The sequence below is a fragment of the Ruminococcus sp. CAG:57 genome, from assembly GCF_000435935.1.
Taxonomy (GTDB): domain Bacteria; phylum Bacillota; class Clostridia; order Oscillospirales; family Ruminococcaceae; genus Hominimerdicola; species Hominimerdicola aceti.
Genome location: NZ_FR890711.1, coordinates 19,063 through 32,772 on the forward strand (window position 1 = coordinate 19,063; position 13,710 = coordinate 32,772).

General features: G+C 43.3%; 16 protein-coding genes. 14 read left to right on the forward strand and 2 right to left on the reverse strand.

Annotated features, from left to right (window positions below; genetic code table 11):
- The 6 genes from QVO88_RS04250 to sigE all read left to right on the forward strand — a co-directional run bounded on the left by QVO88_RS04250 (nt 1) and on the right by sigE (nt 5,451).
- Nucleotides 1–1,020, forward strand: a complete 1,020-nt coding sequence (locus tag QVO88_RS04250; protein WP_022287285.1) for an L-threonylcarbamoyladenylate synthase — start codon at nt 1–3, stop codon at nt 1,018–1,020.
- On the forward strand, nt 1,017–1,619 hold the full coding sequence (coaE, locus tag QVO88_RS04255; RefSeq protein ID WP_022287286.1) for a dephospho-CoA kinase: 603 nt from the start codon (nt 1,017–1,019) through the stop codon (nt 1,617–1,619). Before QVO88_RS04250 ends, coaE begins: the two co-directional genes overlap by 4 nt.
- On the forward strand, nt 1,609–2,271 hold the full coding sequence (locus QVO88_RS04260; protein WP_022287287.1) for a lytic transglycosylase domain-containing protein: 663 nt from the start codon (nt 1,609–1,611) through the stop codon (nt 2,269–2,271). The genes coaE and QVO88_RS04260 overlap by 11 nt, the downstream gene beginning before the upstream one ends.
- An 82-nt stretch (nt 2,272–2,353) precedes the next feature.
- The gene (locus QVO88_RS04265; protein WP_022287288.1) at nt 2,354–3,766 is read left to right on the forward strand and encodes an aminopeptidase; all 1,413 of its coding nucleotides are present in this window, start codon (nt 2,354–2,356) and stop codon (nt 3,764–3,766) included.
- Between the two features lie 118 nt (nt 3,767–3,884).
- A complete protein-coding gene (locus QVO88_RS04270) occupies nt 3,885–4,715 on the forward strand; it encodes a sigma-E processing peptidase SpoIIGA (RefSeq protein WP_022287289.1) in 831 nt (276 codons plus the stop codon).
- A gap of 16 nt (nt 4,716–4,731) precedes the next feature.
- Nucleotides 4,732–5,451 carry an RNA polymerase sporulation sigma factor SigE gene (gene sigE, locus QVO88_RS04275; RefSeq protein WP_022287290.1) on the forward strand — a complete coding sequence of 240 codons (720 nt, stop codon included), beginning with the start codon at nt 4,732–4,734 and terminating at the stop codon, nt 5,449–5,451.
- A 38-nt stretch (nt 5,452–5,489) separates the two neighbouring features.
- Here the strand turns inward: sigE and QVO88_RS04280 are convergent, their stop codons facing one another.
- On the reverse strand, nt 5,490–6,266 hold the full coding sequence (locus QVO88_RS04280; RefSeq protein WP_022287291.1) for a LytTR family DNA-binding domain-containing protein: 777 nt from the start codon (nt 6,264–6,266) through the stop codon (nt 5,490–5,492).
- A 217-nt stretch (nt 6,267–6,483) separates the two neighbouring features.
- Here QVO88_RS04280 and QVO88_RS04285 point away from each other — a divergent pair, with 217 nt between their 5' ends.
- The 8 genes from QVO88_RS04285 to tsf all read left to right on the forward strand — a co-directional run bounded on the left by QVO88_RS04285 (nt 6,484) and on the right by tsf (nt 12,992).
- Nucleotides 6,484–7,530, forward strand: a complete 1,047-nt coding sequence (locus tag QVO88_RS04285) for a bifunctional glycosyltransferase family 2/GtrA family protein (protein WP_022287292.1) — start codon at nt 6,484–6,486, stop codon at nt 7,528–7,530.
- Nucleotides 7,520–8,635, forward strand: coding sequence for a phosphodiester glycosidase family protein (locus QVO88_RS04290; protein WP_022287293.1), 1,116 nt, complete (start codon nt 7,520–7,522; stop codon nt 8,633–8,635). Before QVO88_RS04285 ends, QVO88_RS04290 begins: the two co-directional genes overlap by 11 nt.
- Nucleotides 8,636–8,637: 2 nt before the next feature.
- Nucleotides 8,638–8,847 carry a hypothetical protein gene (locus QVO88_RS04295; protein WP_022287294.1) on the forward strand — a complete coding sequence of 70 codons (210 nt, stop codon included), beginning with the start codon at nt 8,638–8,640 and terminating at the stop codon, nt 8,845–8,847.
- 137 nt (nt 8,848–8,984) lie between these two features.
- Nucleotides 8,985–9,755: an RNA polymerase sporulation sigma factor SigG gene (gene sigG, locus QVO88_RS04300; protein ID WP_022287295.1), complete on the forward strand. Its 771-nt coding sequence runs from the start codon at nt 8,985–8,987 to the stop codon at nt 9,753–9,755.
- A gap of 181 nt (nt 9,756–9,936) precedes the next feature.
- The gene (locus QVO88_RS04305; RefSeq protein ID WP_022287296.1) at nt 9,937–10,722 is read left to right on the forward strand and encodes a sporulation initiation factor Spo0A C-terminal domain-containing protein; all 786 of its coding nucleotides are present in this window, start codon (nt 9,937–9,939) and stop codon (nt 10,720–10,722) included.
- 64 nt (nt 10,723–10,786) lie between these two features.
- Nucleotides 10,787–11,077, forward strand: a complete 291-nt coding sequence (locus QVO88_RS04310; RefSeq protein ID WP_138337087.1) for a YlmC/YmxH family sporulation protein — start codon at nt 10,787–10,789, stop codon at nt 11,075–11,077.
- Between the two features lie 175 nt (nt 11,078–11,252).
- A complete protein-coding gene (gene rpsB / locus QVO88_RS04315; RefSeq protein ID WP_022287298.1) occupies nt 11,253–11,996 on the forward strand; it encodes a 30S ribosomal protein S2 in 744 nt (247 codons plus the stop codon).
- Between the two features lie 75 nt (nt 11,997–12,071).
- A complete protein-coding gene (gene tsf / locus QVO88_RS04320) occupies nt 12,072–12,992 on the forward strand; it encodes a translation elongation factor Ts (RefSeq protein ID WP_022287299.1) in 921 nt (306 codons plus the stop codon).
- Between the two features lie 50 nt (nt 12,993–13,042).
- Here tsf and QVO88_RS04325 read toward each other — a convergent pair whose 3' ends face one another.
- Nucleotides 13,043–13,702, reverse strand: a complete 660-nt coding sequence (locus tag QVO88_RS04325; RefSeq protein WP_265290443.1) for an HAD family phosphatase — start codon at nt 13,700–13,702, stop codon at nt 13,043–13,045.
- Between the last annotated feature and the right edge of the window lie 8 nt (nt 13,703–13,710).

Consider the following 13,710-nt stretch of genomic DNA (forward strand, 5'->3'; position numbering starts at 1 on the left):
ATGTTTGACACAAAAATACTGGGCACTGACGAGGACAGCATAGCATATGCCGCAAAGCTGCTCTCACAGGGTGAAGTCGTTGGTATGCCGACGGAAACTGTATATGGTCTTGCGGCGAACGCTTTTGATGAAGCGGCTGTAAGAAAAATATTCGCCGCAAAGGGCAGACCTGCCGACAATCCTCTAATAGTGCATATATCTGACATTTCTCAGCTTGAGGGACTTGTGGATAAGATACCGCCCCTTGCTGTAAAGTGCGCAGAAAAATTTTGGGCAGGACCTCTCACCATGATAATGCCAAAGTCTGAAAAGATACCAATGGTAACGAGCGGAGGACTTGACACGGTGGGCATAAGAATGCCGTCACATAAGGTGGCAAGAGCGCTTATCTCAGCCTGCGGCTTCCCTATCGCCGCACCGTCGGCAAACCTTTCAGGAAGCCCGTCGCCTACAACAGCACAGCACGTCCTTAACGATATGCACGGCAGGATACCTGCCATAATAGACGGCGGAGCTTGCGGAGTTGGCGTTGAGTCAACTGTTATAAGCTTTGAGGGTGAGGACGGAATAAGACTTCTCAGACCAGGATTTATCTCAGCCGAGGATCTTATGGAGATCACCCCGAACGTTCTTATCGACAAGGGCGTTTTGGAAAAGCTGGGAGAGAACGTAAAAGTTCGCTCACCTGGTATGAAATACAAGCACTATGCCCCAAAGGCTGATGTGACTATCATTGACAGCAGTCTTGAAGCTTTCAGAGAATATGTGAAAACTCACGCTGACAATGACACCACACTTATGGTGTTCACTGACAGCGATTGCGAGGGGCTTGATATACCCCATATCTGCTATGGCGCAAATGACGAGGAACAGGCAAAAGAGCTTTTTGACGTTCTCAGAGAGCTTGACGATATAGGTGCAAAGAAAGTTTTTGCACGCTGCCCTAATAAGGACGGCGTGGGGCTTGCAGTGTATAACCGACTTTTAAGAGCCGCAGGCTTTCAGGTGGTGAAACTGTGAAAAAAACAGTAGTAGGGCTTACAGGTCAAAGCGGTGCAGGCAAGACAACTATATCGGACGCTTTCAGAAAAAATGACTTTGAGATAATAAACTGCGATATAGTCGCAAGAGAAGTCACACAGGCAGGGAGCGAATGCTGTAAAGAGCTTGCAAAGCTTTTCCCAAGCTGCTTTGACGAGAACTATTCTCTTGACAGGCGAAAGCTTGGAGAGATAGTTTTTTCAGATAAGAATAAGCTTCAAATGCTCAATGATACCATATACCCTTTTATAAACAAGCTTATTGACGAAAAGATAAACGCTACAGAGAGCGATTTTGTTCTTCTTGACGCACCGACCCTTTTTGAAGCAGGTGCGGATAAGCTTTGCAGTGTTATCGTAAGCGTTGTGGCAGACTTTGGCATAAGGCTTGAAAGGATAACCAAAAGGGACGGCATTTCGGCGGAGCTTGCAAAAAAGCGTTTTTCTTCTCAGCATACTATGGAATTTTTCAAGGCTCACAGCGATTTCGTCATTGAGAACAACGGCTCTGTGAATGACACATTCCAAAAGACCTGTGAGGTCATAGAAACAATAAAGGAAAGATATAATGGCGGCTAATGGAAAAAACAGCAGGCGTAAAAAGAAAAGGCACATAAAAAAAGGTCCCGTACTCATAGCAGTCATACTTCTGCTGTGCGGTATAGGCTGGCTCACATACCTTTATCACGAGCAGATAATCAACAAGGCAAAGGATATTCCGAACTCTTTTTCATATCCTACAGATTATGAGGAGTATGTAATAAGATACAGCACCAAGTACAAGTGCGACCCTGTGCTTGTGTTCTCTGTAATAAAAGTGGAAAGCGGCTTTAATAAGGACGCTGTTTCATCAGTGGGTGCAAGAGGTCTTATGCAGCTTATGGAGGACGCATACGATTGGATAAAATATCGCCTTGACGATCAGCGTGACAACACCTATGACGATATGTTCGACCCTGAACTTAATATCCAATATGGCACATATTATCTCAGCTATCTTATGGAAAAGTATGACGGCTCTGTAGAGCTGACAGCGGCAGCATATCACTGCGGAATGAATCTTGTTGACAGTTGGATAGAAAACGGCACTGTTGACCCTGACAATTTCAAAGTCAGCGACATACCTGACGAAAATGACCAGACTTCAAACTATGTGCGCAAGATACGCAAAGCCTATGACAATTATAAGGATATACTCAGCAGTCATGGGGATATTACAGAAAACAGTTAAGCAAAACCATGCGCAGGGGCGAACAGTGTCCGCCCATTGTAACGCAGTTTCAATAAGAATACATTAAAAGGAGGACTTTACAATGGATAACAAGAAGAAAGAAAAGTCCGAGGGCGAAAAGCTTGCAGAAAAGCTTCTTTCGGATAAGAAAAACGGTGGACTTCGCCTTAGCGAAGAAAAACTCAAAAAGGCAGACAAGTTCTGCGAGGGCTATAAAAGCTTTCTGAACACTGCAAAGACAGAGCGTGAGGCTGTTATCGAGGCAGTGGCTCAGGCTGAAAAAGCAGGCTTCAAGCCTTATGAAAAGGGCAAGAAGTATGACGCCGGCGACAAGTTCTATTTTGTAAACAGAGGAAAGGCTATCATACTTACAGTTATGGGCAAGGACGGTCTTGACAAGGGTATCAGACTTGCTGCCGCTCATATCGACTCACCACGACTTGACCTTAAGCAGAACCCACTTTACGAGGACAAGGAGCTTTGCCTGTTCAAAACACACTATTACGGCGGCATAAAGAAATATCAGTGGACAACTGTTCCAATGTCACTTCATGGCGTTGTTATAAAGGCTGACGGCGAAAGCGTTACAGTAAATATCGGCGAGGACAAGGACGACCCTGTTTTCTGTGTAACTGATATCCTGCCGCACCTTGCAGACGCTCAGATGAAAAGACCTGCTCCACAGCTCATCAAGGGCGAGGAGCTTAATCTGCTCATAGGCTCCAGACCATTCAGAGATGACGCTGTTTCAAACAAGGTAAAACTCAACATAATGGCTATCCTTAACGAGAAATACGGCATCGTAGAGGACGATTTCGTTTCCGCAGAGCTTGAAGCTGTTCCTGCATTCAAGGCACAGGACGTTGGCTTTGACAGAAGCATGGTAGGCTCTTATGGTCAGGACGACAGAGTTTGTGCATACACAGCTTTGCAGGCTATCCTCAAATGCAAAGACCCTAAAAAGACCTGCATGACCATACTCACAGACAAAGAAGAAACAGGAAGTGACGGCAACACAGGACTTAACAGCTCATATCTGCCATACTTCATTGCTGACCTTGCAAAGGTATACGGACTTGAGGGCAGAAACGTTATCTCTGCTTCCGAGTGCCTTTCAGCAGACGTAAATGCGGCATATGACCCAACATTCTCAGAGCCGTTCGAGATAAGAAACTCATCACAGATAAACTACGGCGTTGTTGCCACAAAGTTCACAGGCGCAAGAGGCAAGTCAGGCACTTCCGATGCTTCTGCTGAGTTTGTGGGCAGAGTAAGAAAGCTCTTTGACGAACACAACATCGTTTGGCAGACAGGCGAGCTTGGCAAGGTAGACGGCGGCGGTGGAGGAACTGTCGCACAGTATATCGCAAACCTTGACATGAACGTTATCGACGTTGGCGTACCAGTGCTTTCAATGCACGCACCATTTGAGATAACCTCGAAGATAGACACTTATATGGCATATAAGGCTTTCTCAGTTTTCTTTGCTGACTAATTTGATATCAAATAAGCTATCCGCTTTCCCATTTCGGGAGGGCGGATCTTTTTTTGTCCCCATTGCGACAATTTTTCCATCCAAGCAGTGCTATCATAATATCAAAGGGAGGAACGCCATGAAAATTTACATAGATATACTCCTTGTGACAAACGCCATTATGACGCTTATCATGCTGGAAGCGGCAGGCAGGATATGTCACAAGGTCATAAGTCCGCTGCGGCTGTTGACAGCTTGCTCAGTGGGAGGACTTTCGTCGCTTGTTATGGCTATAGACAGCAGAGGATATTTCACTGCAGTTCTTATTGTGGTGATAAAGCTTGTCAGTGCGGTATTCACAGTGCTTATAGCCTTTGGGTGTAAAGACCCTTGGCAACTACTTCGATACTTTATCATATACTGTGCAGTGGACGCAGTTTTCACGGGTATAGTGGTGACCCTTTGGCAGATATCAGGGAGCAAGGTGATTTTTTTCAGAAACCTCACTGTGTATTTTGACATCTCTCTATTTAAGCTTGCCCTTGCCTGCGGTATAGCATATGGTCTGCTCTGTCTTTATGAGAACATCACACGCAGGTGTTTCAACAGGGTCGCAAAATACGAAGCCATATACGAAAATGGTGGCTGTATAGTGAAAGTCCCTGCCATATGCGACAGCGGGAACAGGCTTTGCGACAGCTTCACAGGAACGCCAGTGGTGGTTTTCTGCTGTGACAGGCTTTTCTATCACTACGACCTTGACCGTGACGAGCCTGACCCTCTAAGCGGTTTCAGGCTTATCCCCTGCTCTACTGTCAGCGGTGAGGGAATTATCCACATAACAGCCGCAGGGAGCGTAAAGATAATCGACGATAAAGACCGTGTACACAACGTCAGGTGCTATGTGGGCATAAAGCCCTCGCTGAACGGAAAATCACGGGCTATATTCAACCCCGCATTGCTGGGATAATACAGGAGGAATACAAATGACCACACTTAAAACACTCGCTCTAGGGCTGAACAGATTTCTGAGCCGTTTGTTTTCAGACGACCCCGAAACTATAGATTACCTAAACGGTGCAGATTCGTTACCGCCGCCCCTAAACAAAGAGGAAGAGAAAAAAGCCTTTGAGCTTCTTAAAACAGACCCGAAAAAAGCCCGAGAACTGCTTATCGTGCATAATCTCAGGCTTGTGGTATACATAGCAAAGAAGTTTGAGTCAACAGGCACAGGCATAGAGGATCTTATCTCAATAGGCTCTATAGGGCTGATCAAGGCGGTAAACACCTTCTGTCCTGATAAAAACATCAAGCTCGCGACCTATGCTTCACGGTGCATAGAAAACGAGATACTTATGTTTCTTAGAAAATCAAATCAGTATAAAAATGAAATATCCATAGACGAACCGCTGAATGTTGACTGGGACGGCAACGAACTGCTTTTATCCGATATTCTAGGCACCGATGACGACACCGTGAACAAGGGCATAGAAAGCGAAGTTGAGAAACAGCTTCTTCTGGAGGAGATCGAAAAGCTCTGCCCTCGTGAAAAGCAGATAATGAAAATGCGATTTGGGCTTTCAGGCAAAAAAGAAATGACCCAAAAGCAGGTCGCTGATGAAGTCGGTATATCCCAATCCTACATATCAAGACTTGAAAAGCGGATAATAAAATCCATACGGCGAAATTTAGAAAAAATATGCTGACTAAAAAACTGGCGAACACGCAAAATGTTCACCAGTTTTTATGTTATATGGGATAATTTTGTTTTCACAGCAGTGTAATTCTTCTCAGAAATAGGGATCACCTTGCCATATGTAAGCTCTATTCTGTAACGGCTTATGCGACTTACATATTCAGGATTTACAAGATAATTTTCATGACAGCGCACAAACATATCCCTATATCGTCTTTCAAACACCTTAAGGCTCTGCACTGATTCAAATGAGCCGTCAATGGTATATATGACGCAGTGACTGCCGCTGCTTTCCACATAAGCTATCCATGACCTATCCAGAAAAACAAGCGACCTGTCTACGCCATTTACTATCACTCTCTTTGTACGCCTTTCACCTGAACAGACATTTTTCTTGTATATTTCTTCATAATGTACAGGATATATCCTGTCACGTTCATCATATTTAATGGCATTGGAAATGTGACAAAGCTTTATTTTTTCTTCGCCGTTCTCGCTCACCCATGTAAACTGTATCCTTTGATCTGCTCTCCCAACACTGCTGTCAGGCCAAATCGTATCCAAAATGAAAAACATTATGACCTCGCAGGAACATTCCGTAAGACCTATGGAAAACACCTTTAGGTCGCTGAGCACAAATTCAAGCTTGTGTTCTTCTTGCGAAAAAGCATCAACAAGCGCCTTTCTGGTGCGTATCACATGCTTCTCAGCAGGACCTATCCACAGAATGTCTTCATGGCAGGCATTAAGAAAGCTGTCTATCTCGTTATTGTAGTACTTAGTGAGAATATCGGCTGAACGTGTTTCAAGAACTCTATATTCCATGAAATCAAATCCTCCGTTTGCTGAATTAATTTGTACATTTTTTATTGTTTCTTTTATTATACGACATTTTTATTATTTTGTCAATAATACTGACACAATTTCATTTTCGCAAAATTTCGACAGATAAACTATGTATAAATTCTTCAGAAGTTTTATTGTAATTTTAAAGCATATGTGATATACTTAGACCATACGATAAATGAAAGGAGAAGATATCTTGGCGATAGATAGATTTTATGCGGTGATACCCGCTTATGAGCCTGATGAAAAAATGCTGGCTGTTATTGACGATATATCTTCATTGACCGATTTTCATATAATTGTCATTAATGACGGCAGCGGCAAGGATAAGCTGCCGATTTTTGCCGAAGCCGCAAAAAAAGCCATAGTTCTCACCCATGAGATAAACAAAGGCAAGGGGCGTGGCATAAAAACCGCACTTGAATACATAAAAGAACATGAAGCCGATACTGTGGGCATCGTCATTGCGGACGCAGACGGACAACACAAGGTGGAGGATATAATAAGGGTGTCGGAAGCCCTGAAAAGCTCCCCTGACAAGCTTATTATGGGTTGTCGCAGATTTTCGGGAAAGATACCACTGCGAAGCAAATTCGGCAACAACATCACAAAATTCGTTTTCTCATTTGCCGCAGGAGTAAAGGTAAGCGACACGCAGACGGGTTTGCGTGGCTTTTCCTCAAAGCTCATACCTTTTATGCTGTCGGTAAGCGGTGACAGATATGAGTTTGAGATGAATATGCTACTTGAATGTGCAAGAGAAGGCATAATATTCTATGAAGTGCCTATCGAAACAGTTTACCTTGGCAAAAACGAGTCATCACATTTTAATCCTATCAAAGACTCATGGAGAATATACAAGGATATACTGAAATTCTCATGCTCATCACTTCTTAGCTTCTGCGTGGACTATATTTGCTACAGCATTTTCGCAATGATAAGCGGGAACGTAGCGTTTTCTAACATATGTGCAAGAGTGATAAGCTCCATTTTCAACTTTTCCATGAACAAAAAATTCGTCTTTAAAAATAAGGAAGGCATTGCAAAGACAGCCGCAAAATACTTTCTGCTTGCCGCATTCATACTAGCTGCAAACACAATAATGCTAGAGCTATGTGTGAAATATCTCATACACAACAAATATATCAGCAAAATACTTATAGAAGTGCTGCTTTTCTTTATAAGCTGGGCGGCACAAAAAAGTTTCGTTTTCAGAAAGAGGGAAAGAAAAATTGACGAATAAGACAAAAAAGCCAATGCCTGTCTGGGCAATGATCATAACGGACGTTGTGCTTACAGCGGCAGCGATAGGCGTGTTCATGCTTTTTGACTACGTTATGCCGCAAAGTTCAGGAGTAAAGGGAGAAGTGATCGCAACAGTTGACAGCTCCGCAGAGGGTAGCTTCACCCTGCCAAATGCGGCTGACAGTTCGCAGGCAGAAAGCACTGCGCAGGACGATAGCGAGCCTGCAGTTACCACAACAGCTCCGCAGGCAGAAAAGGCTACGACCACACTGCGTACTGAGCAGACGAACCACAGAAACTGGGGCAATCAGGACACTGCCGACTATCGTTCAGACCAGAACGCTATAAGCAGTATAACAAACGGTGCCATAACCTCTGAGGAGCTTGGCTCGGATTCAACTGACAATGCTCAGGTGACAGTATACAAAAAATCTATCGGTGAGGGCAGCAACAAGATAACCTATTTTGTAGCTGATGTTTATGTCACAAGCGCAAGCGAGGTAAAAGCCGCCTTTGCAGACGGAGAATTCGGTAAGAACATCAAGGACTCGGTATTCAGTATGGCGGTGGAAAACAAAGCTCTTTTCGCCATAAACGGTGATTTCTATGGTAATTCAGAACGCAGTATCGTTATAAGAAACGGTGTAAAATACCGTGATTATGTCAACGACGCAGACGTGTGCGTGCTGTTCACAGACGGCACAATGCAGACCTACTCCCCGTCTGAATATGACAGCGACGCTGTTATAGCAAAAGGTGCATGGCAGGCTTGGAACTTTGGTCCTGCACTTCTTGACGGAAGTGGAAACGTTCTTGAAACGTTCAACACAACAAAATATCTCAACAGTGCAAATCCACGTTCAGCTATCGGCTGTGTGTCGGCAGGCCACTATATTTTCGTGACAGTTGACGGCAGAAACGAAGGCTACTCAAAGGGCGCAACTCTCAGCGAGCTTGCGGCTATCATGAGCGATGAGGGCTGTATGTCTGCGTTCAATCTTGACGGTGGAAAGTCCGCTATGATGTACTTCAACAAAAGCATTGTGAACGCTCCTGACGGCGGTGGACGTGACCTCAGCGACATTATCTATATAGGAGGATAAAAATGAAAAGACTAAGCAAAATTCTCCCACATATTACGATAATACTTGCGGGAATGTTCATTGTATTCTGGATATTGGATATACTCAACCCTACAATGAATTTCATAAACAGAAAAATATCCAACAAGCTTCTGCTGGCATTTTGCATATCAGCCACAATAACAGCGATACTAGCGGTCTACTATCAGCGCAAGAGCGACAGAAAAGAATAGAACTAATGCAGAGTCACACGGCTCTGCATTTTTTATGGTCAGATTTTCCTGAAAAATATCTGTATAGTTCCTGATTGAAAGGTAATAATTATATTATCACGGCAGTATAAAATGCTGCTTTTTAACAGGAGCGTGCGATGCAGTACAATAAAGTTGAGATAAGCGGAGTGAATACCAATGAGCTTAAAACGCTGAAAGAGTCGGAAAAGCTGGAGCTTTTGAAAAAAGCCCATTCAGGTGACAAGAAAGCCCGTGAGGAGCTTATAAACGGTAATCTCAGGCTCGTGCTGAGCGTTTTGCAGAAGTTTGTGAGCCGAAGCGACTCCCCTGACGACCTTTTTCAGGTGGGTGTTGTGGGGCTTATCAAGGCGATAGATAATTTCGATACCTCTCTTGATGTGAAGTTTTCTACCTACGCTGTGCCTATGATAGCAGGAGAGCTTAGAAGATTTCTTCGTGATTTTCAGCCCATGAGGGTGAGCCGTTCTCTCCGTGACCTTGCTTATAAAGCAATGCAGGCGAAAGAACAGCTCATATGCGAAAACCAGAAAGAGCCTACTGTTGAGCAGATAGCAGACACTATCACCGAAAAGCCTAGTCAGGTGGTCATTGCCCTTGAAGCCATAACCGACCCGGTTTCACTCTATGAGCCTGTGTATTCTGACAACGGCGATGCTCTTTATGTATTGGATCAGGTGAGCGACTCCTGTGACGATAAAAGCTGGCTTGAAGAGCTTTCATTGAAGCAAGCCATGAGCGAGCTTCCGCCTCGTGAACGTAATATACTCTTCCTGCGCTTTTTCAAAGGACAAACTCAGGTGGAGGTAGCAAAAAATATTGGCATCTCTCAGGCACAGGTATCACGGCTTGAAAAAGGTGCATTGGAACACATCAAGAAAAGTATCTAACGTCTGTCGTAATACGTTAAATCGACATTTATGAATATTTTTGTTATATACGATTACATTAAGGTCACTTTTTTGAAACAATTTGATTAATAATGTGCCGTTAAAGTTGCTTGTAGTCAAAAAATTTGATATAATAATATAGGAGTTATTATGTTAAATCGTCATAAGGGAGTTGAAGTGTATGCTGACTGATTATTCGGTCCTTATTTCCGAGTCATATGACGGCCAGCATAAACTGTTGACCGAGGAACTTAAACGCAATGGTACAAAGATCCATATATGCGGTGATACTGAAATAGAGCTTGAGATAGGTGCAGTAAAATATACTCCTGACGTTATCGTTATTGACTGCTGTAAGCTGGGATATAAAAAGCTTCTGCATTTTCGTGAGATACTTCACGAAAATGACATTTATCCCATAATATATAACATCTACACTTATGATGACACAGAAACGATCCGTATTCTTCTCGATTATGATGATATTCTGCACATACTTATGCCATACGACGCTAAGAACGTATGCCACTATATGCTTGACAAGCTAAAAAGGATACCTGTCGATCCTGATATCCTTAGACAGAATATTTCAAAGGAGATACATAGGATCATAACATCAACGGGCATAAACCGCAAGCATTCAGGATATGACCATATCTACTACATGATATTTCTTCTTATATTCAAATATAGCGGTAATAAAGTACAAATAGGCGAACTTTATAAGGACATTGAAAAACAATATGGAAAAAGCACTGCGGCTATTGAACGCTCAACAAGAAGTGCTATAGTTTCAGGCTGGGAAAAAATGAAGCCTGTGGATAAGCAAATGCTTTTTGAAAGTTGCCTTGCTAACGGAACAAAGCCTACAAATGCAATGTACATAAACACCATAGCTTTATATATAAAGCATTTGTATAACGATCAGTTGGAGATGTATTACAAAAACAAAAACGATCATACATAGGACGATCCCCAAAGTGCATACCTATTATAAAGGGTATGCACTTTTTTTGAAAGGGGAAGGTTTCATGATATGTAGTTTTTCAAGCTTACGAAATAAAGAGGTCGTCAATATGCGAACAGGACTGAAAATAGGCTATGTTGATGATATAGAAATGGATACTCAGAGAGCGAATATAGTTTCACTGATCGTCTATGGCAAACCAAGGGCTTTCGGTATCATGGGCAGAGATGAGGATATTATCATAAAATGCTCGGATATCGAGCTTATCGGCGAAGATACCATACTTGTAAAATTCAACGATAGTGCAGTATGCACAAAGAGCAGAACTGTAAAAATCGAAAATTTGTTAAAATAAATTGTCGGAAGCTCTTGAAATGAAATAGAAAATATGATATAATATTAAAGCAATTCGCACGGACAGGTTTTTGCCGTTGGTCCTGCCGTAAGACAGGTGAAAGCAAGTAAAGCCGTCCGGAGGATAAAAACATCTGCAAAAGCAGAAATCTAAAACCAAACAGGAGGTTACTACAATGGGAGTAGTATCAATGAAGCAGCTTCTTGAAGCTGGTGTACACTTTGGTCACCAGACAAGAAGATGGAACCCTAAAATGGCTCCATACATTTTCACAGAAAGAAACGGAATTTACATCATCGATCTTCAGAAGACCGTTAAGAAGCTTGAAGAAGCTTATATGTTTATCCGTGACATCTCAGCTAATGGCGAAGAGGTACTTTTCGTAGGTACAAAGAAGCAGGCTGGAGATTCTATCAAGGAAGAGGCACTGAGAGCTAATGCACATTATGTAAATGCAAGATGGCTCGGCGGTATGATGACAAACTACAAGACGATCCAGCAGAGAATCAAGAGACTTGAGCAGCTCCACACAATGGAAAAGGACGGCACATTCGACCTTCTCCCTAAGAAGGAAGTTGTTAAGCTGAAGCTTGAGATAGAAAAGCTTGAAAAGTTCATGGGCGGTATCAAGAACATGAAGAAGCTTCCAGGCGCACTTTTCGTTGTTGACCCAAGAAAGGAAAAGATCGCTGTAGCAGAGGCTAAGAAGCTTGGCATACCTGTAGTAGCTATCGTTGACACAAACTGCGATCCTGACGATGTTGATTATGTTATCCCAGGTAACGATGACGCTATCAGAGCAGTTAAGCTTATCGCTGGTTGCATGGCTAACGCTATAATCGAAGGCAGACAGGGTGAGGACGCTGAGTCCGCTGAAGAGGCAGATAAGGTGGAAGAAGCTGACGAGGCTGCTGAATAAGAGCTGAAATTTCAGGCAGGCATTTATAGTATATTTGTCTGCCTATTTCGATATAAAACACTAGGAGGAATAATAATGGGTAAGGTATCCGTAGCAGAGATCAAAGAACTTATGACAGCAACAGGCGTTGGCATGATGGACTGCAAGAAGGCTCTTGTAGAAGCTGACGGCGATATGGAAAAGGCAGTAACACTTCTCCGTGAAAAGGGACTTGCTACACAGGCTAAGAAGAGCGGCAGAGTTGCAGCAGAGGGTATCTGCACAGCTGTAGTTAAGGGCAACGTAGGCTGCGTTCTTGAAGTAAACATCGAAACAGACTTTGCTGCTAACAATGATGAGTTCAAGGCTTTCGTTGCAGCAGTTGCTGATACAGTAATCGAGACAAACCCTGCTGACGTTGACGCACTTAAGGCAACAAAGATCAGCGGTGGTGACAAGACAGTTGAAGAGACACTTCAGGATCTGTTCATCAAGATCAGAGAGAACATGGTAATCAGAAGATTCAAGAGAATGGAAGGCATTCTTGTTCCTTACGTTCACGGTGCAGGTAGCATCGGCGTTATGGTAAAGCTTGATTCTGACATTGCAGCTGACAATGCTGAGCTCCTTGCTGCTGGTAAGGACTGTGCACTTCAGGTTGCTGCTATGAATCCTGCATACCTGAACAGAGAGGCTGTTCCTGCTGACGCTCTTGACAAGGAGAGAGAGATCATGCTGGCTCAGATGGCTGAGGATCCTAAGATGGCTAACAAGCCTGAGCAGGTTAAGCACAAGATCATTGACGGTAAGATCGGAAAATACTATTCTGAGAACTGCCTCCTTGAGCAGGCATTCGTTAAGGATGATAAGGTATCTGTTGGCAAGTACGTTGAGTCTGTAGCTAAGAAGCTTGGCGGCAAGATCGACGTTGTTGAGTACGTTCGTTTCGAGAGAGGCGAAGGCGTAGAGAAGAAGGAAGAGAACTTCGCTGACGAAGTTGCAGCAATGACAAAGTAATCTTTCTGACATAAATGAAAGCCCCTCGGTGGTAAGCCGAGGGGTTTTGTTTATGCTTTAAAATATTCAAGGACAGCGTCCAAACTGTCCATTTTCTTGTACACCATTGACAATATCTCATCTGTCGGTGCAATAAGATCTGGCACCATTATTGGTATCATTTTCGCATTGTAAGCCGCCTTTATGCCATTGTAAGAGTCCTCTACAGCAACAGTTTTCTCAGGCCTTACTCCCAGCTTCTCACAGGCAAGTAAATATATCTCAGGCTGTGGCTTTGAATGTTTTATCATATCTCCGCCAATAATCACATGGAAATAATCAAGCAGACCTGCTCCCTTTAGATTTTTGATAACCCCTTTGTAAGACGTTGATGAAGCAAGTCCTACCTTTATATCACGCTCTTTAAGGTAAGAAAGCAACTCCCTTGCTCCGCTTTTCAGAGGCAAACCACGCTCAGCGATAATATCTGCACAAATGGCTTTTGCTTCATCATAAAGTTCGGGTATTGACACTTTGTCACCATATGCGGCTTCTAGGATAGCCATTGTATCAACAGTGCTTCTGCCAATGCACTTCATAGCATTTTCGTGAACGTTGGTCAGACCATATTTCTTTCCAAGGCGCTCCCAGCTTTCAAGACCTATTACTTCGCTGTCGAAAATAACGCCGTCCATATCGAATACGATTCCGTCAAGTTCTGATATTTTCAAACCCACCA